Source organism: Paracoccus sp. PAR01 (assembly GCF_014851995.1).
In the GTDB taxonomy this organism is placed as follows: Bacteria; Pseudomonadota; Alphaproteobacteria; order Rhodobacterales; family Rhodobacteraceae; genus Paracoccus; species Paracoccus litorisediminis.
The window spans coordinates 12826-37440 of sequence record NZ_JACVAW010000028.1 but is presented as its reverse complement, the minus strand read 5'-3'; the positions used below and the strand labels follow the sequence as shown (position 1 = coordinate 37440).

22 protein-coding genes are annotated in these 24615 nt (G+C 59.7%); 16 read left to right on the top strand and 6 right to left on the bottom strand.

The genetic code is table 11. The features are described from left to right. On the bottom strand, window positions 1-595 hold a 595-nt coding region (locus IB235_RS22465; protein WP_304612860.1), incomplete at its 3' end, for a TCP-1/cpn60 chaperonin family protein. Between the two features lie 44 nt (window positions 596-639). Continuing rightward, window positions 640-954, bottom strand: coding sequence for a co-chaperone GroES (locus IB235_RS22460; protein ID WP_192338619.1), 315 nt, complete (start codon window positions 952-954; stop codon window positions 640-642). Window positions 955-1248: 294 nt separating this feature from the next. Between IB235_RS22460 and IB235_RS22455 the strand changes: the two genes are divergently transcribed. From IB235_RS22455 to IB235_RS22400, 12 genes are all read left to right on the top strand, one after another. After that, window positions 1249-1713, top strand: a complete 465-nt coding sequence (locus tag IB235_RS22455) for a hypothetical protein (protein ID WP_192338618.1) — start codon at window positions 1249-1251, stop codon at window positions 1711-1713. Window positions 1714-2893: 1180 nt separating this feature from the next. Then, the gene (locus tag IB235_RS22450) at window positions 2894-3526 is read left to right on the top strand and encodes a GntR family transcriptional regulator (protein ID WP_192338617.1); all 633 of its coding nucleotides are present in this window, start codon (window positions 2894-2896) and stop codon (window positions 3524-3526) included. 175 nt (window positions 3527-3701) lie between these two features. Further along, complete coding sequence (locus IB235_RS22445; RefSeq protein ID WP_155042003.1) at window positions 3702-4058, top strand: cupin domain-containing protein; 357 nt, start codon at window positions 3702-3704, stop codon at window positions 4056-4058. A 132-nt stretch (window positions 4059-4190) separates the two neighbouring features. Beyond that, complete coding sequence (locus IB235_RS22440) at window positions 4191-5135, top strand: glyoxylate/hydroxypyruvate reductase A (protein WP_192338616.1); 945 nt, start codon at window positions 4191-4193, stop codon at window positions 5133-5135. Window positions 5136-5138: 3 nt separating this feature from the next. Then, on the top strand, window positions 5139-6128 hold the full coding sequence (locus tag IB235_RS22435) for a C-terminal binding protein (protein ID WP_192338615.1): 990 nt from the start codon (window positions 5139-5141) through the stop codon (window positions 6126-6128). Between the two features lie 205 nt (window positions 6129-6333). Continuing rightward, entirely contained in the window at window positions 6334-7914 is a 1581-nt protein-coding gene (locus tag IB235_RS22430; protein WP_225612546.1) for an ABC transporter substrate-binding protein, read from the top strand. 103 nt (window positions 7915-8017) lie between these two features. Next, window positions 8018-8986 (top strand): ABC transporter permease, encoded by a 969-nt coding sequence (locus IB235_RS22425; RefSeq protein ID WP_192338624.1) that lies wholly within the window; start codon window positions 8018-8020, stop codon window positions 8984-8986. Beyond that, window positions 8976-9848 (top strand): ABC transporter permease, encoded by an 873-nt coding sequence (locus IB235_RS22420; RefSeq protein ID WP_155042000.1) that lies wholly within the window; start codon window positions 8976-8978, stop codon window positions 9846-9848. Before IB235_RS22425 ends, IB235_RS22420 begins: the two co-directional genes overlap by 11 nt. Beyond that, a complete protein-coding gene (locus IB235_RS22415) occupies window positions 9838-11472 on the top strand; it encodes an ABC transporter ATP-binding protein (protein ID WP_155041999.1) in 1635 nt (544 codons plus the stop codon). The genes IB235_RS22420 and IB235_RS22415 overlap by 11 nt, the downstream gene beginning before the upstream one ends. 17 nt (window positions 11473-11489) lie before the next feature. Then, the gene (locus IB235_RS22410) at window positions 11490-12245 is read left to right on the top strand and encodes an SDR family NAD(P)-dependent oxidoreductase (protein WP_192338614.1); all 756 of its coding nucleotides are present in this window, start codon (window positions 11490-11492) and stop codon (window positions 12243-12245) included. A 101-nt stretch (window positions 12246-12346) separates the two neighbouring features. Further along, the gene (locus IB235_RS22405; RefSeq protein ID WP_192338613.1) at window positions 12347-13672 is read left to right on the top strand and encodes a glutamine synthetase family protein; all 1326 of its coding nucleotides are present in this window, start codon (window positions 12347-12349) and stop codon (window positions 13670-13672) included. A 31-nt stretch (window positions 13673-13703) separates the two neighbouring features. Beyond that, a complete protein-coding gene (locus IB235_RS22400; RefSeq protein WP_192338612.1) occupies window positions 13704-15014 on the top strand; it encodes an FAD-binding oxidoreductase in 1311 nt (436 codons plus the stop codon). Window positions 15015-15358: 344 nt separating this feature from the next. Here IB235_RS22400 and IB235_RS22395 read toward each other — a convergent pair whose 3' ends face one another. Then, window positions 15359-16249 carry a LysR family transcriptional regulator gene (locus tag IB235_RS22395; RefSeq protein WP_192338611.1) on the bottom strand — a complete coding sequence of 297 codons (891 nt, stop codon included), beginning with the start codon at window positions 16247-16249 and terminating at the stop codon, window positions 15359-15361. Between the two features lie 125 nt (window positions 16250-16374). Here IB235_RS22395 and IB235_RS22390 point away from each other — a divergent pair, with 125 nt between their 5' ends. The 4 genes from IB235_RS22390 to IB235_RS22375 all read left to right on the top strand — a co-directional run bounded on the left by IB235_RS22390 (window position 16375) and on the right by IB235_RS22375 (window position 20357). Further along, window positions 16375-17559, top strand: a complete 1185-nt coding sequence (locus IB235_RS22390) for an MFS transporter (RefSeq protein ID WP_225612544.1) — start codon at window positions 16375-16377, stop codon at window positions 17557-17559. Beyond that, window positions 17556-17996, top strand: coding sequence for a cyclophilin-like fold protein (locus IB235_RS22385; protein WP_225612543.1), 441 nt, complete (start codon window positions 17556-17558; stop codon window positions 17994-17996). The genes IB235_RS22390 and IB235_RS22385 overlap by 4 nt, the downstream gene beginning before the upstream one ends. A 122-nt stretch (window positions 17997-18118) precedes the next feature. Next, a complete protein-coding gene (locus IB235_RS22380) occupies window positions 18119-19207 on the top strand; it encodes an alpha/beta hydrolase (RefSeq protein WP_192338610.1) in 1089 nt (362 codons plus the stop codon). Between the two features lie 106 nt (window positions 19208-19313). Beyond that, the gene (locus IB235_RS22375) at window positions 19314-20357 is read left to right on the top strand and encodes an NAD(P)-dependent alcohol dehydrogenase (RefSeq protein ID WP_192338609.1); all 1044 of its coding nucleotides are present in this window, start codon (window positions 19314-19316) and stop codon (window positions 20355-20357) included. Window positions 20358-21081: 724 nt separating this feature from the next. On the opposite strand, the gene IB235_RS22370 is transcribed toward IB235_RS22375, so the two are convergent. The 3 genes from IB235_RS22370 to IB235_RS22360 all read right to left on the bottom strand — a co-directional run bounded on the left by IB235_RS22370 (window position 21082) and on the right by IB235_RS22360 (window position 24608). After that, window positions 21082-21336, bottom strand: coding sequence for a hypothetical protein (locus tag IB235_RS22370; protein WP_192338608.1), 255 nt, complete (start codon window positions 21334-21336; stop codon window positions 21082-21084). Between the two features lie 69 nt (window positions 21337-21405). Further along, window positions 21406-24057, bottom strand: a complete 2652-nt coding sequence (locus IB235_RS22365) for a calcium-binding protein (protein ID WP_192338607.1) — start codon at window positions 24055-24057, stop codon at window positions 21406-21408. 311 nt (window positions 24058-24368) lie between these two features. Next, a complete protein-coding gene (locus IB235_RS22360; protein ID WP_192338606.1) occupies window positions 24369-24608 on the bottom strand; it encodes a hypothetical protein in 240 nt (79 codons plus the stop codon). Between the last annotated feature and the right edge of the window lie 7 nt (window positions 24609-24615).

Here is a 24615-nt window from a genome sequence, read left to right as displayed (position 1 = left end):
AGCCGCGGTCGAACTGCATGCCTTCGACGACTTCGACTTCGGTCTCCATGCCTTTGTTTTCTTCGACGGTGATCACACCCTCGTTGCCAACTTTTTGCATGGCTTCGGCGATTTGCTGGCCGATGAAAGCCTCGCCGTTGGCCGAGATGGTGCCGACCTGGGCGACTTCAGCCGAGTCGTTCACCGGACGCGAAGCAGCTTTGATCGCTTCGACGACTTTCGAGGTCGCCAGGTCGATACCGCGCTTCAGGTCCATCGGGTTCAGGCCAGCCGCAACCGACTTCATGCCTTCTTTGATGATGGCTTGAGCCAGAACGGTGGCGGTGGTGGTGCCGTCGCCAGCTTCGTCATTGGTGCGCGAAGCGACTTCGCGGACCATTTGGGCGCCCATGTTCTCGAACTTGTCCGAAAGTTCGATCTCTTTGGCGACCGAAACGCCGTCCTTGGTGATGCGCGGGGCGCCGAAGGACTTGTCGATCACAACGTTGCGGCCTTTCGGGCCGAGGGTAACCTTGACGGCATCCGCGAGGATGTTCACGCCTTTCAGCATGCGGTCGCGGGCGTCGGTGCTGAACTTGACTTCTTTGGCAGCCATTCGAATTACTCCTTGGTCTTCAGCTTGATCGTTGGAAGTGGCCTTCAGGCGGCCTTTTCTGCTGCGACGGGGCTCTCGATGACGCCCAGGATGTCGCTTTCCTTCATGATCAGCAGTTCTTCGCCGTCGATCGTGACCTCGGTGCCCGACCATTTGCCGAACAGGACGCGATCACCGGCGGCAACTGCGGGTGCGATCAGTTCGCCCGAATCTTTGCGCGCGCCTTCGCCGACCGAGACGACTTCGCCTTCGGCGGATTTCTCTTTCGCGCTATCGGGGATGATCAGGCCGCCCTTGGTTTTCTCGTCCGACTGGACGCGACGGACCAGAACGCGGTCGTGGAGTGGTTTGAACGCCATGTTTGTTCTCCTCAATTGGACAAACAGTTTGTAAGGCCCCTCTCCTCAACGGAAGGGCCGCGCGTGACCCTAGCGGCATCACGTGACAGAAGACCTACTACGCTCCCGGACGGTTTCAAGGGGTGAAGAAAAAATGTTTGTCACTCAGGATATCCGAGTGCCAGAATATTGAGGCTTCCGCGCAATAACCCGTGATTTCAGGATGCTCGTCGAAAGGACAAGCTTGACCACTGCGGTGGTCGGGCCAAGCTATCACCATGGGAAGAGTTCGTTCTGGGTGATGCCGAGGGTTGCATGACGAACACATATCTCGCCGCTGCCCGTGATCTGGTGATTAAGGGAATGTGCGAAAGCCAGGTCGCTCTGTCCGTGGAGCTTGAATTTCATCTGGCATCGACGCTCGCGCACTACATCGATCACCCCATCTTGCCGGACCGCCTGACGGTCCGCTTGATGGAGGTGGTCCAACGACGTGCGAGAAAGGGTGAATCGCGTGAGCTTGGCGACGAATGCTTAATTTCTTGCGCTTTCTTTGCCGCGCGCTTGACCCGGCATGGCGGTACGATCGTCCATTATGCAGGGCTGGGACAGAATGCCTATGAAATTGCGGGGATGCCGGATGTTGCGCATGGCTTTCCCGACATGCTGGATGTGCTGCAGGCCAGTAGTCCGATCAACAGGGAGCACCCGCTGAGGGCTGATGACGACCCGCAGGCGGAACGTGCGGTCCTACTCTTGGGGCGGGGGCTCAGTTACTGACGCTTTGCGCGATCCGGCGATTCTCAGCGTTGAGCAGAGAATGGGGCATCGGATTTGCAAGATGCGACGTCTTGCCCGCCGGGGCTGTCGTTGGCAGAGAGAGCCATCCGTTCCAGGCCGGCCCATAACGGCCGGTCGACAGCCGCTAGCTTCTTCCAAACCGGACGTTGAGGCGGGGTTCAGCGAGATCGCTTAATCTTAAACCGCAGTGCGGACGAAGCAGTCAATGACGGCTCTATTCGCCAATAGGGCCGGGAGGTGCGAGGAGCCTGTGCCAAGCATCCCTGAATTGTGCCTGGTCGTAGGCCTTCGGTTGTAGCCAATATGACTGAACCCCGTCGCGGCTCTTTGCAGGATCGCTGTGGAAACAAAGATCAACAACCTCCTGCCGCCTCAAGATGAAACAGATCGGGTTGTCCGATTTCGCGTTGATGGTAATAATCCACCAATCCGATCGAAGATTGCCAAGGTTCGACCCCAGCCCAACCGGACCTCTCTTTGACAATCCCTTGCTCTGCACCCCAAAGATGACGGTCTCTGCATCGTTCGCGCAATACAGGTCGCTTCCCTTCGCGTTCCGCGTGGTTGGCATCACGTTCCAGCCCCTCTTTGAAAGCTGCCATGCGACATAGTGCATGGCAGCATTTCCGGTCGCTTGCGATGATTTCACATCCACGTCGGTGCCCCCAGTTTCTATCCGACGGCAATCTAGTCTTACCCTTTCCGATCCGACAAGTCCGACACGGCGCGCGCCACATCGTGCACGAACGCCTCTGATGGGCTCATCACGACGATCTGCTGCACAATGCGACGAGACGGGTTTAGCTCAGCCTCAGTCACGCGCATCTCGGCCCTTTGCGGCCGCTCAGTCCCGCCGGTATGCTGCGGTGCAGTATCCCCAAAGCAGCCATTGGTGATTATCGCAGCGATCGGGGCGAAAAAAAAGCGGTGCCACGGAAAGCCGGTGCAAAGTCGAACGAATACCAACGCGGTTTGCTGTTTGCTCTGCAATAGTCCAAATTTTGTCCTGCAAGCGCCAACCACAAAGTTGCAGTGTCCTCGCAACTGCGATCACAGTTACACTCCACGGATTCGTGTGTTAAGAGACTGCAGGAAAGATCGGGGAGGGAAGATGGAGTGCTGCGTTCAGAGCGACCGTGAGGCTGAGGCGCCGTTGCGCATGATGGTCTATCGCACCTTGCGCCATCGGTTGGTCACCGGGACGATTACTCCGGACCAGGTTCTTTCCTCACGCGGAATCGCGCGCGAACTTGGCGTCAGCCCGATGCCGGTGCGTGATGCGATTGCCCGGCTGGCGGCCGAAGGCGCGCTGGAGATCCGGTCGAAAAGCAGTGTTGTCGTCCCCGAAATGACGCAGATCCGGTTCGAAGACCTGCTGTTCTGCCGCCTGCGTCTGGAGCCGGCCGCTGCGTCCCGCTCACTGCCGGTGATCTCGGATGATCTGATCGAGGAAATGCACGAGATCGACCGCCGGATGAAGCTGTGCCTCTCCTCTGGCGAGGTCGAAACTTACATGAGCAGCAATTACGAGTTCCATTTCAAACTCTACAGTGCGCAGCCAGCGCCGACGACCATGCAGATGATCGAGACATTATGGCTGCAATTCGGCCCGCTGATGCGCGTGGTATTCGAGCGTACCGCCGGAAGGCACCCCGATGAGGACAGACATCCCGCAATCCTCCGCGCCCTGCACCTGCGCGATGCGGACGCGATGTGTCTTGCGCTGCGGGCCGAGATTCATGACGGCATGAATCTTCTGCCGTTCAAACACAATATCAGCCCCCTCATCTGAGATCGCAGATTTTTATTTACAGACTGAGATCGCAGTTATAGGCTTCTTTCAAGCCAAACCGCTACTCGCTTCAGTGCAGATCCTGCAATGCCGTCCCCGGGCGAAGACAGCAGAGTCATGCGCAAGCGCCAGATGACGGCGATGGCACGACATACAGTCTTTACGGGAGATGATGATGGACGCGCTTTACTTTTATGATGTGAAGCAACTGGGCACGCCAGAACCGGGTGCCCCCTTGCCCGACCGCGTAACCGAGGGCGCGCCGACCAACAAGACCTGGGAGATTGAGGTGACGCCCGATGGCTCGGTCAGCACCGGCATTTGGGAAGTCCGCGACGGTTCTTGGCGTGTGGTCAAGGAAACCTGGGAATTCTGCACGATCATCGAGGGCGAATCCGAGCTGATCGAGGACGGCAAGCCGCCACGCCGCATCACCGTGGGCGACAGCTTCATCATGCGCCCCGGGCACAGCTATATCTGGAGGGTCATCACCCCCACTAAGAAGATCTATGTGATCCGCGAAAACACCTGATCCCTGGGGATCACCCTTTCCATTATTCGGCCTGTTTCGGTCGAACGCCGCTGAAGAGCGGTCGCGCCTCCTCGCGACCGAATGATGACCTGTGTCCGGGCATAATCCGGACCACCAAGGATTGATGCGACCATGTCCGACACCGAACAGGCGATGTTGATCATTGCGACCGGCGAGAACCCAGAGGATTGGCGCAGCGCGTTGCGTGCTGCAGCCCCCGATCTGCCAATCTATGTATTGAGCGAAAACTTTGACCCCGCTACGATCCGATGGGCGCTGGTCTGGAAGCCGCCCCATGGCTATCTGGCCAAGTTGCCGAACCTTAATGCGATCTTCTCTATGGCAGCGGGAGTGGATCACATCTTCGCCGACCCGGACCTGCCGCTCGGGATCCCGGTCGTGAAGCTCGTGCATGAGGTAACCCGCCAGCAGCACCGCGATTATGTGCTGCATGCAGTGATCCATCACCACCGCGACATGATGCTGTTCGATATCCGCCAAAAGGAACGCCGCTGGGAATTCGTTCGCCCTGCGATGAACTTTCAACGCAGTGTCGGGCTGATGGGTGCGGGCCCGTTGGGGCTTTTCGTTGCCGAGGCGCTGGTCGGGCTCGGTTTCCCTGTCAGGGTCTGGAGCCGTTCTCCCAAAGAAATAGCCGGAGCTGAGAGCTTTCACGGCGCGGAGCAACTGTCTGAATTTGCGGCGGGCAGCGACATTCTGGTGGCAATGCTGCCGCGCACCCCGGCCACCACCGGCATGCTGAATGCCGATCTCTTTGCCACACTGCCGCAGGGCGCTGCGGTGGTGAACATCGGTCGAGGCGACCACATGGATGAGGATGCCTTGCTGGCAGCGCTGAACAGAGGACATCTTTCAGGTGCCACACTGGATGTGATGCGGCAGGAGCCGCCACCCGCCGACCATCCGTTCTGGGCGCATCCGAATATTCGCCTGACACCGCACATCGCGAGCGAGCCTAACCCGTGGGCGACTGCTCAATCCGTTCTGAGCAATATCTCTCGTATGCGAAGTGGGCTCGCTCCGGAGCCGCTTGGAAATCGTTCGGCGGGGTATTGAGCGATGGAAGCTTTTGAAAGAACTGGGCCTGTGAAAGTGGTCGTCGTCGAACCGGGCTATGCCAGCTATGCCGCGGAAAGCGAGGTTCTGACCCCGCTCGGCGTGCAGATCACGGCTTTGGATTGGCAGGGTGACCGGCAGACGCTGCTGCGCGGTGTGGCCGATGCCGATCTGATCATGCTACGCGACACAGCTGTGGATGCTGCGCTGTTCGATGCTGCGCCGCGCCTGCGAGGGTTGGTGCGCTATGGAGTCGGGTTGGACAAAATTGATCTGGACGCGGCGCGCGAACGCCGCATCAAGGTCGCCAATGTGCCCGATTATGGCGCGGACATCGAGGTGGCAGATCACACGCTGGCGCTGTTCCTGGCTGTTCGCCGCCGGATCGTCACTCGTGACTCCGCTGTCCGCAAAGGGGCATGGGAAGTCGGCCAGACCGAGCCATTGCAACGGATCGCCGGCGCAACACTGGGCCTTGTTGGCTACGGCCGCATTGCCCGGGCTGTCCACAAGCGCTTTGCCGTGTTCGGTGTTGACCGAGTTCTGGTCCATGACCCTTTCCTTGACGAGCAGGGCGCCGCAGCCGCCGGGGTGATACGCGTCACGCTGGAGGATCTGGTCGAGGCGGTGGAGATCTTGTCTTTTCACGCCCCTGGCCGCTCCGATCTGCGACCGACGCTGAGCGCCGAACTGATTGCAAGACTGCGGCCCGGCGTCGTGATCTTGAACACCGCAAGGGGTAGCCACATCGACGAGGCGGCACTGAGTTCAGCCATTCTTTCGGGGCGTGTCGCCGGGGCAGGGCTGGATGTTTTCCAGCGCGAACCGCCGGATCGCGACAACCCTCTTTTCGATCTGCCGCATGTGGTCGTTAGTGATCACACCGCTTGGTATTCTGAACAGTCAGTACAGCAAATTCAGCAGCTTGCAGCTGCCGAAGCCTATCGCATTCTGACCGGAAGAATACCGCTGAACTGGGTTAACCCATGGTAGGGGCATATTTCAGTTTACTTACTGAGATCTCAGATCTAACGTCAGAATCTATAACTGAGATCTCAGTTATCCAAAGCACTCTCCGACTGGCAGTTGCCACTGAAGAACTGCGAATCTTTGGCCGCAGAAAGGCTTTTCCTTCGATTTCGTCCTCAATGAGATCTGCCGAGAACAGGTAGGCTCTTCCCAACAGGAGTAGAGAGAAATGAAAGACATCGAGTTCCATCGTAGCCCTGGCGGCCTAATTATGTCGCGCAGGACGCTACTTGGCACGGCCATGGCCGCAGCGGCGTTGCCGCTATTTGCCGGCCAGAGCATGGCCCAAGATGCGCCGAAAAAGGGCGGGGTGCTACGCGTTGCCATGGGGCAGGCGAATACCGCCGAGGGGCTGGACCCCGGCACCTATGCAACCTCGCTTTCGATCGCCTTCGCCTTCTGCCGGGGCAATGGCCTGACCGAATACGGCGCGCAGGACGAGATCGTCCCCGAGCTGGCCGAAAGCTGGGAGGCCAGTCCGGATGCCCGGATATGGACGTTTAAACTGCGCAGCGGCGTGACCTTCCACAACGGCAAGGCGCTGACCAGCGAGGACGTTGTTGCCACCTATAACTACCATCGGGGCGAGGCCTCGACCTCAGGCGCCAAGGCTCTGCTTTCGGATCTGAAGGATGTGCGTGCCGACGGCGACAGCACCGTCATTTTCGAACTGGCCAATGGCAATGCCGACTTCCCGGCACTGACCGCAGGGTTCGCCCTAATCATCCTGCCTTCGGACGGCAAGGGCGGTGTCGATATCGCGTCGGGAGCGGGCACCGGTGGCTACCGCATCCAGTCCTTCGAGCCGGGCGTGCGGATCGAACTGGTGCGCAATCCCGATTATTGGAAGCCGGATGCGGCCTATTTCGATGAAATCCATCTGATCGCGGTGCTGGATCCGGCAGCGCGCAACAACGCCGTCATCTCGGGTCAAGTCGATATCAGCGAACGCAACGACACCTCGACCCTTGCCCTTCTTGCACAAGATGAGCGGGTAATCGTCGACGAAACACCCAGTGCCGCGCATAACAATTTTGCCATGGCCTGCACGATGGCGCCTTTCACCGATGCCAATATTCGTCTCGCCATGAAATACGGCGTCGACCGAGAGGACGTGCTCCGTAAAACCCAGTTCGGTCATGGCTACGTCGGCAATGACCATCCGATTGCTCGCTCGAACAAGTTTTTCAACACCGAGCTGGAGCAGACCGCCTATGATCCGGAAAAGGCACGCTATTATCTGAAGCAGGCTGGGCTGGACTCTCTGGATGTGGAATTGATTACCTCGGAAGGAGCCGGATCGGGAGCAGTGCCTGCTGCAGAGCTGTTTAGTGCCAGCGCAGCTGCGGGCGGTATCAATATTACGGTTAAGCGCGTGCCGGGCGACGGATACTTCTCGGATATTTGGCTGAAAAGTCCCTTCGCGGCATCGGACTGGGGCGGACGGCCCACGGCGGATCTGGCATTTACCGTGGCCTATGCCAAGGACGCCCCCTGGAACGAGACACACTGGCAGAATGCGCGGTTCAACGAATTGCTGGTCGCCGCCCGCACCGAGCTGGATGAGCCGAAGCGCAAGGCTATGTATTGGGAAATGCAGGAAATCTGCAACCGCGACGGCGGGGCAATCGTGCTGAACTTCGCCAACTGGATCGTGGTCCGCGCCAAGAAAGTGGCCCATGCTGAGGCTATTAGTGCGCAGTGGCCGTTGGACGGCTACAAAGCATTTGAGCGCTGGTGGTTTGCCTGATCTGCCGCAGGGTAGTCGACGGCTATCCTGCGGATGCGTGACGCAGTCTCCGGCCCCGCGCCGGGAACTGCCCCACCCTTTGCCCACCTATCAGAGACAGGCCATGCATCCGCTCATCCGAACCATTTTGCAACGTCTTGCTCTGGGTGGCGTCGCACTTTTCGCCGTATCGGTGGTGGTGTTTTCGGCGCTGGAGTTCCTGCCCGGGGATTTCGCCACCTCGGTCCTTGGTCGCAATGCGACGCCAGAAACCGTCGAAGCCTTTCGTGACGAACTGGGCCTGAACCTGCCTCCGGCAGAACGCTATCTCGGTTGGATCGGTGGGGTGCTGCGAGGCGATCTGGGCCATTCTTTCGCGGGTCGAGCTTTCACACCGCGCGCAGTCAGCGACATCGTGCTGCCCCGTCTGGCGAATACCCTGTTTCTGGCCGCGATCACCGCCGCCATTGCTGTGCCCGTCGCGCTCCTCTTGGGGTTGATGGCAGCGCTCTACCGCAACACCCGCTTTGACCGCATCGTGAATGCTGCCACCCTGTCCACCGTCGCGATGCCGGAGTTCTTGGTCGCCTATCTTGTGATCCTTGTGCTGGCGGTCAAGTTACCTGCCTTCTACGCCATGTCGACCTTGTCGCCGGGAATGGACCTGACTGAGAAGCTGCAGGCGGTGGCCCTGCCGGTGCTGACCCTGTCGCTGGTGATCATCGCACATATGATGCGCATGACGCGCGCGGCGATCATCGGTGTGCTGGCCAGCCCCTATATTGAGATGGCACGGCTGAAAGGTGTGCGGCCGTGGCGCGTGATCCTGCGCCATGCCCTGCCGAATGCCCTGGCACCCATCGTCAATGTCATTGCGTTCAGCCTCGCCTATCTCGTGGTGGGCGTCGTGGTCACAGAGGTGGTCTTTGTCTATCCGGGAATTGGACAAACCATGGTTGACGCCGTGCGCAACCGTGACATCCCCGTCGTGCAGGCCTGCACCCTGATCTTTGCCGCAACATACATCCTGTTGAATCTGTTGGCCGATATCATCTCCATCGCAACCAGCCCGAGGTTGCTTCATGCAAAATAATTCGCAAGGCGCACCTGCAGTCTCCCGGCGGCGCAGGTCTCTGTCCATCGCCAGCGCATCGCTCGCGGCACGGATCGGCATGATTGTGGTGCTGATCTATTTGCTGGTGGCGCTGTTCGCGCCCTTCCTCGCGCCGTTCGGCGAGGCTCAGGTGGCCTCGTCCATCCCCTATGCGCCGCCGGATGGCACCTTTCTATTGGGCACGGATCAACTGGGCCGCGATCAGTTCAGCCGCCTCATCTATGGTGCGCGCAATTCTATGGGCATAGCGCTGGCAACAACTCTCATCTCGTTCACGGTCGGCGGCCTCGTCGGTGTCATCTCGGCCGTGCTGGGTGGATGGGTAGATCAGCTGATCTCGCGCCTTGTCGACGTGATCATGGCGATCCCGCAGCTTATCTTTGCGTTGATCCTGCTATCGATTGCCGGGTCGTCGATCCCGAACCTGATCCTGATCATCGCGCTGCTGGACAGCACGCGGGTGTTCCGGGTCTCGCGCTCGGTAGCGATGAATGTGGCGGCGATGGAGTTCATCGAGGCTGCCCATCTGCGTGGCGAACGGCTGCCCTGGATTATCCGGCGCGAGGTTCTGCCGAACATCATGCCCACGCTGGTTGCAGAATTCGGGCTGCGCTTCTGCTTTGCTTTTCTGACGATCTCGGCCCTGTCCTTCCTGGGTCTGGGGATCCAGCCGCCCACGGCCGACTGGGGGTCAATGGTGCGCGAAGCCTCGGCGCTGATCGCCTATGGCAATCTGACGTTGTTCATCCCCGCCGGCGCAATTGCTGTGCTGACGATCTCGGTCAATCTGATCGTGGACTGGTTCCTCGACAAGGCAAGCGGGTTGCGAAATGGCCAGTGACACAGGACACCTGCTTGAGATCCGTGGCCTGCGGATTGAAGGCGAAAGCGATGGCCAATGGTCCACGCTGCTGCATGGCGTTGATCTGACCTTGCGGCGCGGCGAGGTGCTGGGGCTGGTCGGAGAATCCGGCGCCGGGAAATCCACACTCGGGCTGGCGGCACTTGGCCACATCCGGCCTGGATGCCGCATTACGGGCGGCAGCGTGCGCTTTGACGGCATCGACCTGCTGGCTCTACCGGAAAGCGATCGGCTCAAACTTCGCGGGAGCCGTATCTCGTATGTGGCGCAAAGTGCTGCCGCCTCGTTCAATCCAGCTCATGCATTGTTGCCACAGACCGTTGAAACCGCCGTGCAGCATCGCCTCATGCCGCTGCAGACGGCCCGTCAAGTGGCGGTGGCGCAGTATCGCCGATTGCAGTTGCCCAAGCCCGACACAATCGGCACGCGCTATCCGCATCAGGTATCTGGCGGACAATTGCAGCGGGTCATGACTGCGATGGCCATGCATTGTGGGCCAGATTTGATTGTGTTCGACGAGCCGACCACTGCACTAGATGTGACCACCCAGGTCGAGGTTCTGGCCGCGATCCGCGAGGCGGTCGAGGCCCGTGGCACCGCCGCGATCTACATCACGCATGATCTGGCGGTGGTGGCCCAGATGGCCCATCGCATCATGGTCATGCGACATGGCAGTCTCGTTGAGGAAGCCCCGACCAGCGCGATTCTTGCGGCACCGCAAGAGGAATATACACGCTCGCTTTGGGCGGTGCGCGAACTCGTCAAGCCCGACCAGCCAAGCGCCGCCGCGCCGCTGATGACCATCGAGGGACTGGATTTCAGTTACGGCCGTAATGGTGCCAAGGCGCTTGAGGGCATCACGCTGACCATCCCGCGCGGGCGCACCCTGGCCGTGGTGGGTGAATCTGGTTCTGGCAAATCTACGCTAGGTCGGGTGATCGCCGGACTGAACGTGCCCACAGCCGGGCGCATCACGCTGGACGGCCAGTCGTTGCCGCCTGCTCTGCGCCTGCGCAGCCGTGATCTGCGGCGGCGTATTCAGTTGGTCCATCAATCCGCCGATACCGCGCTGAACCCGCGGCAGACCGTCGCCGAACTGATCGCCCGACCGCTGGAACTGTTTCACAGACTCCGAGGACGGGCGACGGCCGCCCGGGTAAACGAGTTGTTGGACATGATTGAGCTTGGCCCGCGCTATGCCGACCGGCTGCCATCCGAACTGTCGGGCGGTCAGAAACAGCGCGTCAATATCGCGCGCGGCCTTGCCGCAGGCCCCGAGCTGATGATCTGCGACGAGGTCACCTCAGCACTGGACCAGTTGGTGCAGGAAGGAATTCTCCGGATGTTGCTGGATCTGCAGGCGCAACTGGGGATCAGCTATTTCTTCATCACCCATGACATCTCAACAGTGCGGGCCATCGCCGACGAAGTCGTGGTTATGAACCGTGGTCGGATCGTCGAATCCGGCCCTAGGGCCGAAGTGCTGTCTCCCCCGCACCATCCCTACACCGAGCTTTTGCTCGGCTCGACCCCCGAAATGCGCCCTGACTGGCTGACCGATGTGCTGGCGGCGCGCAAGGCCGGGCAACAGGCTGAATCATGACATTGCAAGGAACAAACATGTTCGATTTCACCAATCGACTGGTGTTGATCACCGGCGGCAGCAGCGGCATCGGCGCCGCCGTTGCAAAGGCATTTTCTGAGGCGGGCGCCAATGTTGCCATCCACTACAATTCCGGCAAGGCTGCGGCAGAGGCGCTGGTCGCCGAAATCACCGCTGCGGGCGGGTCGGCACTGGCAGTGCAGGGAGATCTGTCTCAAAAGGGCGCCGCCCGGCAGGTCGTCGATACCGCCGCCGCCGGGCTTGGCGGTCTGGACGTTTTGTTCAACAACGCTGGTGCCATGATCCGGCGTGAGGCATTTGCCAATCTCGACCTTGACCTTTACCAGCAGGCCATGGACCTGAACGTGCGCTCGGTGATCGAAGCCTCACAGGCCGCCATTCCGCATATGGAGCGGCGCGGCGGCGGCGCGATCATCAATGTGGGTTCAGTCGCGGGCAATGATGGCGGCGGCAGCGGCTCGGGCCATTATGCCAGCGCCAAGGCCTATATTCACAATCTGACGCGGCATATGGGCCGCGACCTGGCGGGGCGCGGCATCCGGGTGAATGCGATCTCGCCCGGGGCCATCGCCACGCCCTTCCATTCCGCGACGCCGCCGGAACGCATGGCGGCCATGGAAAAAACTATCCCGATGGGTCGTCTTGGCCGACCTGAGGATCTGGTCGGGCCAACGCTGTTCCTGGCTTCACCCGCCTCGGCGTATGTTACGGGCCAGATCCTGCATGTGAACGGCGGCATGTTCTCGCCCTGAGCGGCACCCCGACTGCCCTCGCCTGCGTCCCTCTCCCGGCCTGAGCCTCGCGGCGCAGGCCGTTGCGGGGCTATGCCCGAACCTTTCCAGGACATTGCGACATGACATTGCGCACGACTCTGACCGCCCCGCTATCGGCCGGGTTACACACCGGTGATCCGGCGGCTTTCTACGCTGCAATCTTCGACATGAACGGCATCCTGCGCGGCAAACGCCTGCCGCTTTCGCACCTCAGCAAGGTTCTGTCAGCTGGCACGCGGATGCCGCTGTCCTCAATCGGGGTCGACATTTGGGGCACTGATGTCGCCGGAACCCGCCTTACGCTGGAGCGGGGTGATCTGGACGGATGCTGCCTGCCCACCGGGCGTGGCCTGCTGGATCTGGGCTGGCCGGGCAACCCCTTTCCATTACTGCCTTTGTGGATGACCTGCGAGGATGGCAGCCCTTACCTGGGCGATGCGCGTCATCTGCTGGCCGCGGTGTTGGCCCGCTATGCCGCGCTTGAGTTGACACCCGTGGTCGCCACAGAGGTCGAATTCTATCTGACGGATCCGGCCGCGGCGACATCAGGCAGTGACAGCATCTATGCCATCTCTGAACTTGCAGGGATGAGTGCGTTTCTGGACGATGTCTATGCTGTGGCTGCCGCCTGCGGGATCAGCGTTGAGGCGGCGACCGCCGAAGGTGCGCCCGGCCAGTTTGAATTCAATCTGGTGCATCAACCCGATGCGATGAAGGCGGCCGAGGACACCCTGTTCTTCCGCCAGATCATCCGCAACGCCGCGCGTCGCCATGGCCATGAGGCCAGCTTCATGGCCAAACCGTTCGGGGATCATGCCGGCAGCGGGCTGCATGTGCATTTCTCGGTTCTGGATGCCAAGGGGCAGAATATCTTCAGCAACGGCACACCCGAAGGCTCGGCGATGCTGCGCCATGCGGTGGCCGGGCAACTGGCCACGCTTGCCGATCTAAGCCTGGCCTTCGCGCCGCATCTGAACTCATATCGCCGCCTGGCCCCCGGCGGGCTGGCCCCGACCCGGATTGGCTGGGGCTATGAGAACCGCACCAGCGCATTGCGTATCCCCGCAGGGCCTGATGTCGCGCGACGCATCGAACATCGGGTCTCTGGTACGGATGCCAATCCTTTCGTGGTGCTGGCCGCCATCCTTGGCGGTGCGTTGCATGGCATCACGCAGCAGCTGAGCCCGCCGCCGCCGATCAGCACAAATGCGCATGTCGAGGACCAGCCCCGGATCGCGAAGGACTGGCCCGATGCGCTTGAACGCTTCCGACGCGTAGACCTTGTGGGCCAGATCCTGCATCCCGACTTCGTGGCAGCCTTCGCAGCCTGCAAGCAGCAGGAGCAAGAGGTCTTTGCCGCCCATGTCAGCGATTTTGAAATGAAGACCTATCGGCTGGCCCTATGATGCCACCGATCCAACTAGATCGGGGCCTGAAATGACCTCTTTGACCCTTCCTCATACCGGCTCCTACTATGCTGCCACCGCCAACCCCGTTCCCCTTTGGCCCGCGCTCGCTGAGAATCTGACAGTAGATGTGGCCATCATCGGCGGTGGTTTCACCGGCGTGGCCGCAGCGGTCGAACTGGCCGAGCGTGGTCGTTCTGTCGCTTTGGTAGAGGCCAACCGGATCGGATGGGGCGCCAGCGGTCGGAATGGTGGGCAGATCACAGGCTCGCTTTCCGGGGATACCGCAATGGAGCGCCAGTTCACCCGAATTCTGGGGGATGGGGCAAAGGACTTCGTATGGGCTCTGCGCTGGCGCGGGCATGACATCATCCGAAACCGTGTGGGGAAATACGGCATCGCCTGTGATCTGAAACATGGCCAGGTCGAGGCCGCCTGGCAGGAATCGCATGTCGCGGGGCTGGAGGCGACCCATGCCCGGGCTGTGGCCCACGGCATGGGCGACGAGGTGGAACTGGTTCGGGGTGCCGCGTTGCGCGAATATGTCGGGACCGACATCTACCCCGCCGGGCTGGTCAACCGCCGTAACATGCACGTTCATTCGCTGAACCTCTGCCAAGGAGAGGCGATGGCGGCGGAAAGCCTGGGCGCGCGGATCTTCACCGGTACCAAGGTCGACCGGATCACCTATGGCCCGCGCCCCGTGCTACAATGCGCCGGGGGACGGATCACGGCCGACAAGGTGCTGATCGCCGGGAATTTCCTGCATGATTTCGGGCGGTCACGGCTGGCCGGGCGGCTTTTCCCGGCATCGCTCGGGATCGTGGCGACCGAACCCTTGTCCGAGGCGGTGGCTCAGCAGATCCTGCCCCGGGACTATGCGCTTTACGATACCCGCTTCGTGCTGGACTACTATCGTCTGACCGCCGATCACAGGCTGATCTTCGGTAGCGGCACCAACTATTCCGGCCGTGACAGCCAAGATCTGGACGAGCGGATGCGCCCGGTGATCGAGCGCACCTTCCCGCAACTGAGAGGCGTGAGTATCGACTATGCCTGGTCGGGCCAGGACGGCATTTCCATCAATCGCATTCCACAATTGGGCAGCCTCGATTCCAATGTGTTCTATGCTCAGGGATATTCAGGCCATGGCATTGCCACGTCACATATCATGGCCGAGATCATCGCAGGTGCGATTTGTGGGGAGAACCGGGATTTCGATGCTTTTTCAAAGGTGAGACACTGGCGCTTCCCTGTGGGCAGAGCGTTGGGCGGGTTAGGCATTTCTCTGGGCATGGCCTTGTTCAAGTTACGCGACTCGAAGCTATCCGGAGCCAAATGATCCGCAGATAGAAAACACACGGCGCGCTCCGCAGCCATCGACTTCGCCGGCCCATTGCCGACGGTCGAGCCTCGCCGATGCTGCGCGGCGGCATTCCCCGAAACCGCCATTCGGCAGGTGATGCAGCATTTCGCGCCGATGATACGCTGCGGTGGGGACAAACCGGCCTTTCGGAGATGACGCATAACTACGGCCACCCTCGTGATGTCTAATCCACTATCGGAGCTTTCCTCGGGGGGGACTCTTGGTGTTGCCCCCACAGTCGTTGGTCCTGACAGGAGCAGCGGCTGGTTTCAGGTTCAGGCCCACATCCAGCGTTGGCGGGGGCCTGTGTCGAGAACGGCTCAGCGATGCCGCAGGGCCTCGACGACGACGCGAAAGGCGGGCAGGTTCTGGCGGCGGCTTGGATAATAGATGAAATAGCCCGGAAAAGGCTGTGACCAGTCATCGAGCACTACGACGAGATCGCCTGCCGCGATCTGGCTCGCCACGATGTCTTCCGGAACATAGGCGATGCCGTACCCCCGAAGAGCGGCATCAACCATCTCGTATGAGCCAGCGAAAGTCAGTTGTCCGTCGACCCGGACTCGTAGCTCGCTGCCGTCCTTTTCGAACTCCCATGCATATAGCCCTCCCGCCGCGACCTGGCGGATGCCGATGCAATTGTGACCGATCAGGTCCTTGGGTTGGAGGGGCGCACCGCGCGCGGCGAGATAGGCAGGCGAGGCCACTGCGACCAGCCGCCAGTCGGGGCCGATCTTGACTGCGATCATGTCATTCTCGACGCTTTCGCCCAGACGGATGCCGGCATCGAAGCCGCTGTCGACGATGTTGCGGAAGGCGCTGTCGACGCTGAACTCGACTTTGATGTCGGGGTAGTCCACCAGCACGTCGCGCAGTTTGGGCCAGACCACGGTATGGAGCGCATGATCGGACAGGGTCAGGCGGATGCGTCCGGCAGGCTTGTTGCGATATTCCATGATCGAAGCCATCTCTGCCTCGATCTCGGCGATGCGCGGCGACAGCGACTGCTGCAACCGCTCACCAGCCTCGGTGGTCGCCACGTTGCGCGTCGTGCGGTTCAGGAGCAGCACCCCCATCCGGGTTTCCAGCCGCTTGATCGTATGGCTCAGGGTAGATTGCGAGATCCCGAGCCGGGCCGCAGCGCGGGTAAAGCTGCGTTCCTCGGCCACGGCGAGGAACCAGAGAAGATCGTTGAACTGCTCTCGTGCCATCGAAGCCTCCACCCTTGCAGCAAGCATTTATGGCTCTGGTCGATCAATGCAAGCGGATTGGCATGGGTAATTCCGATGTTCGCGCGATGCTATCTACGATCCATCAAAAGCCGGGGAATGCGAAGATGGAAGCGACCGCCGAGACGACTTCAAACGCAGGCGCGCGTTCGGCGGCGGTGCTGTCGATGGCGCTTTGCGTCGCCGTCCTGATTGCATCGGAGTTCTTGCCGGTCAGCCTGCTGACGCCGATCGCGCAGGATCTGGGAGTGACCGAAGGCCATGCTGGGCAGGCAATCTCGATCTCGGGACTGTTTGCGGTGCTGACCAGCCTGATGATCGCCCGTGCCACGCGCGGCATCGACCGCAAGCGGGTGCAAAGCGTGCTGACCGCGTTGCTGACGGTCTCGGCCCTGATGGTCACGTTCGCGCCAAATTTCACCGTGCTGATGTTGGGCCGCGCGCTTCTCGGCATGGCGGTCGGCGGATTCTGGTCCATGTCTACCGCCATCGTCATGCGGCTTCTGCCGGAATCAGAGGTGCCGCAGGGGCTGGCCGCGCTGAATGCGGGCAATGCGATTGCCGCGACGATTGCCGCGCCCCTAGGCAGTTGGCTGGGCGATATGATCGGCTGGCGCGGGGCCTTTTTCCTGATCGTGCCATTGGCGTTGCTTGCGCTGGCCGGGCAATGGATCGCCATGCCATCGCTTCCTGCTCGAGGGGCTGAGAAGCATGGAAATCCCCTTCGTCTGCTGGGACGTCGCCCGATCGCTTGGGGTATGGCCGCGATCTTCCTGCTGTTTATGGGGCAATTCGCGCTTTTCACCTATCTGCGTCCGTTTCTGGTGGGCGTGGCGGGCTTCAGCGTGCCGCAACTATCGCTGTGCCTGCTGCTGATCGGGCTCGCAGGCATCGCTGGGACTTGGGCGGTCAGCCGTCTGTTGCGGGTTTGGCTTTATGCGCTCCTGATCGGCATTCCGCTGCTGATGGCAGGCATTGCGGCGCTGCTGCTGGACCTGTCGGACCGCCCCGCCGCGGTAATGACGTTGCTGATCCTATGGGGCCTTGTCGCCACCGCTGCACCGGTCGGCTGGGGCACGTGGCTGGCCCGAACGCTGCATCGCGATGCCGAGGTCGGGGGTGGGCTTCAGGTCGCGGTAATCCAGCTTGCGATCATGTCCGGGGCGGCTTTGGGAGGTCTCATCTTCGACGCCCGTGGTTGGCAGGTCAGCTTCGGCATGGCTGCTTCTGTTCTACTCGCCGCCGCCCTCGCCGCAACGCTTGCATGGAAAAATCAGGAGGTTTCGGGATGAACATCTGCAACCGTCGTCACTTCCTTGCCGGCGCGACGAGTCTGATCCTGCCGAAGCTGGCCCTCGCCCAGAAAACTGGAGTTGATATGCGTCTGCGCTGCCGTTTTGCCGATCAGGACTTCAACTACCGCCTCGTGGACAATGCGACCACGCGCGATTTGGTCTCGCTGCTGCCGCTGAAGCTCTGGATCGAGGACTTCTCGATCAATGAGAAACTGGCGCATCTGCCCCGTCGTCTGGACGAGACCGGGCGCCAGCCTATCGCCAACGAGGCTCCAGGCGATCTGTGCTATTTCCGTGGCTGGGGTAATCTTGCCTTCTTCCACGGCGACTACCGATATCGCGATGACCTGATCCTGCTGGGGAAGATCGAAGGCCCGGTCGGCCCGCTCCTCACGCGCGGCAGCCATGCGCTGCAGCTTGATATGCTGACTTGACGAGAAACAGCAGGCCGCAACCCGTCGACTGATCGGCAATGCCCGAACACCACCTCCAAACCCCGGCCGCCAGTCTTTGGCGCCCGACAACCCCGATTTGCTATTTCATCAGGAGAGAGACCATGACCGAACTCACCCCGAAGCAAGATGATCGTCCCGCAATGCGCATTGGGCGGCGCAGTCTGTTGCAACTCACCACCGCCGGGATTGCCGCTATGGGCGCGGCCTCGCTCGTCGCTGGGCCTGCCGCTGCCCAAAACGCCGAAGGCTGGGAGAAGACCTTTCCGAAAAGCGAGAAGGTCGACCACGAAAAGGTCAGCTTCACCAATCGCTATGGCATCACACTCGTCGGCGATCTCTATCTGCCGAAGGACCGCGCGGACCGGCGCCTGCCAGCACTGGCCGTCGGCGGTCCCTTCGGCGCGGTGAAGGAGCAGTCCTCGGGCCTTTACGCCCAGGCCATGGCCGAGCGCGGCTTTGTCGCCCTAGCTTTCGATCCGTCCTTTACCGGAGAGAGCGGTGGCACGCCGCGCAATCTCGCCTCGCCCGACATCAATACCGAGGATTTCAGCGCTGCGGTGGACTTCATCGGCCTGCGGCCCGAGGTCGATCGCGAGCGGATAGGCATCATCGGAATCTGCGGCTGGGGCGGCATGGCGCTGAATGCTGTCGCCGTGGACAAGCGCGTCAAGGCCGTCGCAGCCAGCACTATGTATGATCTGTCGCGGGTCATGCCGCGGGGCTACAATGACAGCGTGACACCCGAGCAGCGCAGCCAGGCGCTAGAGCAGATGAGCCGGCAACGTTGGGCCGATGCGGAAGCCGGAACCCCCGCCTATCAGGCGGCATATAATGAGCTGAAGGGTGGCGAGGCGCAGTTCCTGGTCGACTATCACGACTACTATATGACGGCGCGCGGATACCATCCGCGTGCGGTCAACTCTGGCAATGCCTGGACGCAGACCATGCCGCTTTCCTTCATGAACATGCAGCTGATGACCTATATCGCCGAGATTTCGCCGCGCCCGCTGCTGCTGATCCACGGCGAGAACGCCCATTCGCGCTATTTCAGCGAAACCGTCTATGCGGCCGCGGCGGAACCGAAGGAGCTGATGATCGTTCCCGGCGCCAACCACGTCGATCTGTACGACAAGGTGGATGTGATCCCGTTCGACAAGCTACAGTCCTTCTTCAACCGGCATCTTGCCTGACCCGACCGGTGTCTCCAAACTCCGGCACTGACCGGATATGAGCCTCCTCAACAGGTGCCGTGCTCCCCTTGCGGCGCCTGACCAATTCCCAGCAAGGAGATCCCCGATGGTTGTGAAAGCCTATGGCACCTCGGCGGCAGACAAGCCGCTTGCCCCACTGAATATTACCCGCCGCGCCGTCGATGCCCATGATGTGCAAATCGAGATCCTCTATTGCGGCATCTGCCATTCCGACCTGCATCAGGCGCGCAGCGAGTGGGCGGGCACGATCTATCCCTGCGTTCCGGGTCACGAGATCGTCGGCCGCGTGGCCGCCGTCGGCGATCATGTCACCGGCCACAAGGCGGGTGATCTTGTCGGGGTCGGCTGTATTGTAGACAGCTGCCAGCATTGCGCCGAATGCGAAGACGGGTATGAGAATTACTGCGACGGCATGGTCGGCACCTATAACGCACCGACCCCGGATGCGCCCGGCCATACCCTTGGCGGCTATGCCCAGCAGGTGGTCGTTCATGAGCGCTATGTGCTGAAGATCACGCATCCCGAGGATCAGTTGGCCGCCGTGGCACCGCTGCTCTGCGCCGGGATCACGACCTATTCGCCGCTGCGGCATTGGGGCGCGGGTCCGGGCAAGAAGGTGGGCGTCGTCGGTATCGGCGGGCTTGGCCATATGGGGATCAAGCTCGCCCATGCGATGGGGGCACATGTGGTGGCCTTCACTACCTCGGAAAGCAAGCGTGCTGATGCGCGTGCCCTTGGTGCCGATGAGGTGGTCGTGTCCAGAAATCCCGACGAAATGGCGGGCCATGCGAAAAGCTTGGACTTCATCCTAAACACGGTTGCCGCACCGCATGATCTGGATGCCTTCCTGCAGCTGCTGAAGCGCGACGGGACGATGGCGCTGGTGGGCGCGCCCGCCACACCGCATCCCAGCCCGAATGTGTTCAATTTCATCATGAAGCGCCGCAGCCTCACGGGTTCGATGATCGGTGGCATCCCCGAAACGCAGGAGATGCTGGATTTCTGCGCCGAGAAGGGCATCACCGCGGATATCGAGATGATCCGCGCCGACGAGATCGAACTCGCCTATGAGCGGATGCTGAAAGGCGACGTGAAATACCGCTTCGTCATGGATATCGCCACGATGTGATGCCGGAGGCGCTGCGCCCAGATCCAAGGGCACACACAGTGGCGGGCCGGAGCACTTGTAGATAAAGAGAAGAAGAACCACCCGAAGTAGGCGCCCAGCCTTTGGGCGCCCACTTTCTATTCCCCTGGCTGGTTAGTTGCGGGTGCGGCCCATTACCCACATTCGACCGGTGACCGATACCGCACCGCCGCATACGTCGAAGCGATCGCTCGGTGGTACTGCAGCGAACTCTTCAAATGTTCCGCCGCGAAGCTGACAGAGTTGCCTTTCGCCTCAATTCCGCGATCCGGCCCATGCCAATCCGCCAAAGCCGTTTGACCAGACTACCGCCGCTCCTTTTCCATGATACTCCGCGCCAAGAATGCCCCCAAGAGTGCGGATCCCTCGGTGGAGGGGTGGGTCATGTCGGATGAATACAGATTTGGATCGCTGGGGACGAAAACGGCTTCTGCATCGACGAAATGCACGCCTGCATGAGATTGGGCGTAAGCCGCAATGCGCCGTTCCATCTCGACAAGGCTTGTGCGGCAAGCCGCGAATGATGCGGATTTGGGAGCCTGATGCGTGTCATGGTAAGCGCACGTTCGTCTATGCGGATAACGAACACGGTCGGCTCTGTATCGCAGGTAGTGCGCCGCTACCAGAGTCCCTGAAATGGCACTGTGAACGGCGCGTCAACAATCTTTAAACTCAAACTGACACAACACGCGCGATCAAACGCCCTTTACTCACCTCCTCCTCTCGGGAATGAAATGATCTGTGCGCTATATTTCACCTGCTCAACACTGACCGTCACCTCGAAGTCGTACAGCGCAGCATAGGCAGTTAGTTTGCTTCGCCATGCATTCAGATCACGGGCAACTGAGCGCCATTTTATACTAGATCCTGTTTCTGTCAGGGTCGTCTCGGCGACCTGAATCGCATGCATCAACTCATCAATATGTTCTCGCATATGATCCGGAAGATACGGTTTTGACATGATACGCCCCAATGAACACACTATCTGCTTTTCCCGCAGATTAGTTAATTAGAGATAAACGTGACGATGTCACTTTGGGGCCCTTGTCTTGCCTCCTCCTTCCTGCTCATGAGCGCACTCCGTTAGATTGGCCACCTTCGCCACATGCAAAGTCGTTGCGCCGGTGAGCCCGTACTGCTCAAGATAACGCACCAATGCTGTCAAGACGGTCCGCGCAAAGCCCGCACGGCGATGATGCGGTCTTACATGACGGGCGAGCATCGGTCCGACGATCCAGTAGAGACGGATAAAGGTCCGACCGGCTCTGAACTTTACAAGGTGAAGATCTCGAAAAGCGCGCAATGAGACGACATCGGGGTGGAGTCGATCACCATAGGCAGCGGTCGCAACAAAACAGCTGCCTCCACTTCCATTTTCACCTCGCTCATCTAGATCGTCATCCGGCTCGTCCGGCGGACCATCCGGCCAAAACGGATCGTCCGGGTCATCCGGATCGTCGGGATCATCCGGATCGTCGGGATCATCCGGGTCGTCGGGACCGTCGGGATCGTCGGGTTGCGGATCCGGTTCCAGACGGGCCATGCTGGCATCAAACCCCTCCCAGTATCCCTCATAGTCATTCAAATAGGGACTTTGGCCGGATCCATATTCTTTGTCGGCGTTGATATTATCTGGCGCTCCGTCCATTTGGCCAATGTTGTCGTAGAAATCTCCGATTTGATCGGAGCTCAACCCATCAAATACTTCGTCATTATAGTCGCGTATTTCCTCTTCCGATTTGAAGTCGAACACTAAATCGGCCAGAGATTCCTCAAATGTAGCTCCACCCTCAAGACGAACGATCCCATCATCCGCCAGAGAAATAAGCAGGTCGTCCCCATCCACTGAAATGGCTTCTTGCAAAGATTCTGCATCCTTGAAGGCCCCATCAAAACCGATCAAATCCTGCTCTGAGAAATCGCTGATCGAAACGTGTTGCCCCTCGCCAACAAGAACGACGTCGGACCCAACTCCAGTACTGACAGAGGTTTTGTCTTCGCGCCCCCCCTCATCCACAACGATGAGGTCATCCCCCCGGCCCCCGGAAACCGCATCATCTCCCTCACCAGAAAAAATGATGTCGTCGCCTTTTTCGCCACTCAACCGGTCGTCGCCCTCGCCGCCCGAGATGATGTCACGACCGTTACCACCAGAAATTGTATCATCTCCGGCATGACCGCGCAGAATGTCATTCCCATTTGATCCGGAGATCAGGTCATCAACCATGCCATTTGCGCTGTCGGTTGCATGGTGCGCCCCCTCCAGGACAAGGTCGCGATCTGGATCCGAGACAATGACAACCCCCATTTCGCCGGGGGCTAGTTCGATCGACTCCGTGCCCTGGCCCGCTTCGAGGTGCATATCGCCCCTCGCGTCAACGATATCATTCGGGCCCGGCTCATCTGGAATTGACTCGTCATAGATGGGCGTATGTGGCGAGTCGGCGTCAACGAGATGAAAGACAGAGACATGCTGATCATCACCCAGGCCAGCAAGATTGACCGTCACAGCCTTCTCATCGTCATTGTGGAGAAAAACGACTTTTTGGGTTGGATCAGCAAAACCAGTCACACCTAGCTCACCGGAAGTGCCTATTCCGGTCATCGCCTGTGCATCGGCAATTGTCGATTTGCCGACGAGATGCGTTTCGGCCAGATCGTAAACCTGTCCCATTGGGGTCGCAATGGCCCCAACTGTACCGTTCTGTGACTCACTTTCCGGGAACTTGAGGTCATAAAATTTGCTGGATAGATGTTCATATCCCAGCCCCCAGTGCATGAACTCATCGACTCCACCATCGATGCGCGCCGAAAAGTTCTCAATCCAACTAGCACCTTGATCCACGCCGGTAGCTGAGTTGGGTGCGATATTGAATTCAGACAACGAAAATTTAAGGTCGTCTGAAAATCCTGGAATGTCGAGAAATGCCTCCATTGGGTCGATGGACCAATCGCTTTGCCATCCCACCCCCTTGTCGGCATTGGGATAGCTGTGCTGATAGATGGTGGTCACAAACTCCTTCATCTCAGCATCAATTTGTGCGGCAATTTCTTCGGATTCTTGGACACCTGTTGGGTGCCACTTGCCGTCAGCTTCCTTTTCAGCACGCCAACCCGCACCTGCTTGGATGCCAATGCCAGGATCAGATACACCGCCCGAGTTTTGCGCGACCTCATTGGCCAGATCTGCAACCGTGGGCAACATATCGTTCACAAGGGAACCGTATTCACTGGCCGTTAGCGCACCACCCGGGCCGTCCCCCCAGTACTCGTTGCCCAACTCAAAACCATTGATCTTCGCCGCCGGGTACTCGGCCAGAGCCTTTTCCATTTCGGCCATGTATCTCCCGAAGCCAGCCTCATCCAAAGCCCCGGTCGAATGGTCAAAGAACTGCTTGGTTGGAATGACGATCGTAAGACCGCTTCCTGTGTCTTCCGAGTGCGCTAACGCTTCACGAATTGTCAGGACATAGTTTTCGTGACTGGGATCCATTGGATCGCCGAAAATCTTGTTGAGACCACCATTCTCCCAAGTTTGATTCTCCGTAACGGCACCACCTGGGAATCTCAAATGTGAGAAACCAATCTCATCCGACATTTGGGAAAATGGAGAGTTCTCGGACAGAGAGTCTCTCGTCAAAATGAGGTTGCCACCGAAATGTGCGGACGTAACCAGTGCCATTGCCTTCCCTTTACAGCGAGTGCTTTGACCCTGTCTTGCTGCAAAGGTGGTTAGGAAAGGATTACGTATCTCCGCATAAAGCATACAATTTTATGGAAAACAGGTGTGGCCAGAAATGTAAGACGGACCTCTTAAAGGCTTAGTCGGAAGTCACGTACACGAAATAAAATATCGACCGTCAGGTTTGACATTTGAAAATGCCGCCCTGTCAGCCGACGCGAAGTATTAACAGTAGTTTAAGCCAACACCTGACCGAGAAGCCTTTATTAACTTTCAGGCTTCATTATAGAGCATTAGATCGCTCTGCTTACTCAGCGGGATGGTACGATTTGCAATAATCGTTTTGGTATCTGTTCGATCGCAGCGCCTTCCATGTTGTACTGATCCAAGTACATAGCTAGCGATCTTCTAAGATAATCTACGTCACGAACTGTGGTGAACCATTCCACGTTCATTTTAGCTTCCTTTAACAATTTCTCACCTACCTGGACCACATGGATCAGCTCAGCGATTCGCGCCCTCACCTCGGGTGTGGGGGTCATTTTTGACATCAGATTT

Bases quoted from the DNA above. Each gene is read 5' to 3' on its own strand.
- IB235_RS22460 (WP_192338619.1), bottom strand. From the start codon at position 954: ATGGCGTTCAAACCACTCCACGACCGCGTTCTGGTCCGTCGCGTCCAG.
- IB235_RS22455 (WP_192338618.1), top strand. From the start codon at position 1,249: ATGACGAACACATATCTCGCCGCTGCCCGTGATCTGGTGATTAAGGGA.
- IB235_RS22450 (WP_192338617.1), top strand. From the start codon at position 2,894: ATGATGGTCTATCGCACCTTGCGCCATCGGTTGGTCACCGGGACGATT.
- IB235_RS22445 (WP_155042003.1), top strand. From the start codon at position 3,702: ATGGACGCGCTTTACTTTTATGATGTGAAGCAACTGGGCACGCCAGAA.
- IB235_RS22440 (WP_192338616.1), top strand. From the start codon at position 4,191: ATGTCCGACACCGAACAGGCGATGTTGATCATTGCGACCGGCGAGAAC.
- IB235_RS22435 (WP_192338615.1), top strand. From the start codon at position 5,139: ATGGAAGCTTTTGAAAGAACTGGGCCTGTGAAAGTGGTCGTCGTCGAA.
- IB235_RS22430 (WP_225612546.1), top strand. From the start codon at position 6,334: ATGAAAGACATCGAGTTCCATCGTAGCCCTGGCGGCCTAATTATGTCG.
- IB235_RS22425 (WP_192338624.1), top strand. From the start codon at position 8,018: ATGCATCCGCTCATCCGAACCATTTTGCAACGTCTTGCTCTGGGTGGC.
- IB235_RS22420 (WP_155042000.1), top strand. From the start codon at position 8,976: ATGCAAAATAATTCGCAAGGCGCACCTGCAGTCTCCCGGCGGCGCAGG.
- IB235_RS22415 (WP_155041999.1), top strand. From the start codon at position 9,838: ATGGCCAGTGACACAGGACACCTGCTTGAGATCCGTGGCCTGCGGATT.
- IB235_RS22410 (WP_192338614.1), top strand. From the start codon at position 11,490: ATGTTCGATTTCACCAATCGACTGGTGTTGATCACCGGCGGCAGCAGC.
- IB235_RS22405 (WP_192338613.1), top strand. From the start codon at position 12,347: ATGACATTGCGCACGACTCTGACCGCCCCGCTATCGGCCGGGTTACAC.
- IB235_RS22400 (WP_192338612.1), top strand. From the start codon at position 13,704: ATGACCTCTTTGACCCTTCCTCATACCGGCTCCTACTATGCTGCCACC.
- IB235_RS22395 (WP_192338611.1), bottom strand. From the start codon at position 16,249: ATGGCACGAGAGCAGTTCAACGATCTTCTCTGGTTCCTCGCCGTGGCC.
- IB235_RS22390 (WP_225612544.1), top strand. From the start codon at position 16,375: ATGGAAGCGACCGCCGAGACGACTTCAAACGCAGGCGCGCGTTCGGCG.
- IB235_RS22385 (WP_225612543.1), top strand. From the start codon at position 17,556: ATGAACATCTGCAACCGTCGTCACTTCCTTGCCGGCGCGACGAGTCTG.
- IB235_RS22380 (WP_192338610.1), top strand. From the start codon at position 18,119: ATGACCGAACTCACCCCGAAGCAAGATGATCGTCCCGCAATGCGCATT.
- IB235_RS22375 (WP_192338609.1), top strand. From the start codon at position 19,314: ATGGTTGTGAAAGCCTATGGCACCTCGGCGGCAGACAAGCCGCTTGCC.
- IB235_RS22370 (WP_192338608.1), bottom strand. From the start codon at position 21,336: ATGTCAAAACCGTATCTTCCGGATCATATGCGAGAACATATTGATGAG.
- IB235_RS22365 (WP_192338607.1), bottom strand. From the start codon at position 24,057: ATGGCACTGGTTACGTCCGCACATTTCGGTGGCAACCTCATTTTGACG.
- IB235_RS22360 (WP_192338606.1), bottom strand. From the start codon at position 24,608: ATGTCAAAAATGACCCCCACACCCGAGGTGAGGGCGCGAATCGCTGAG.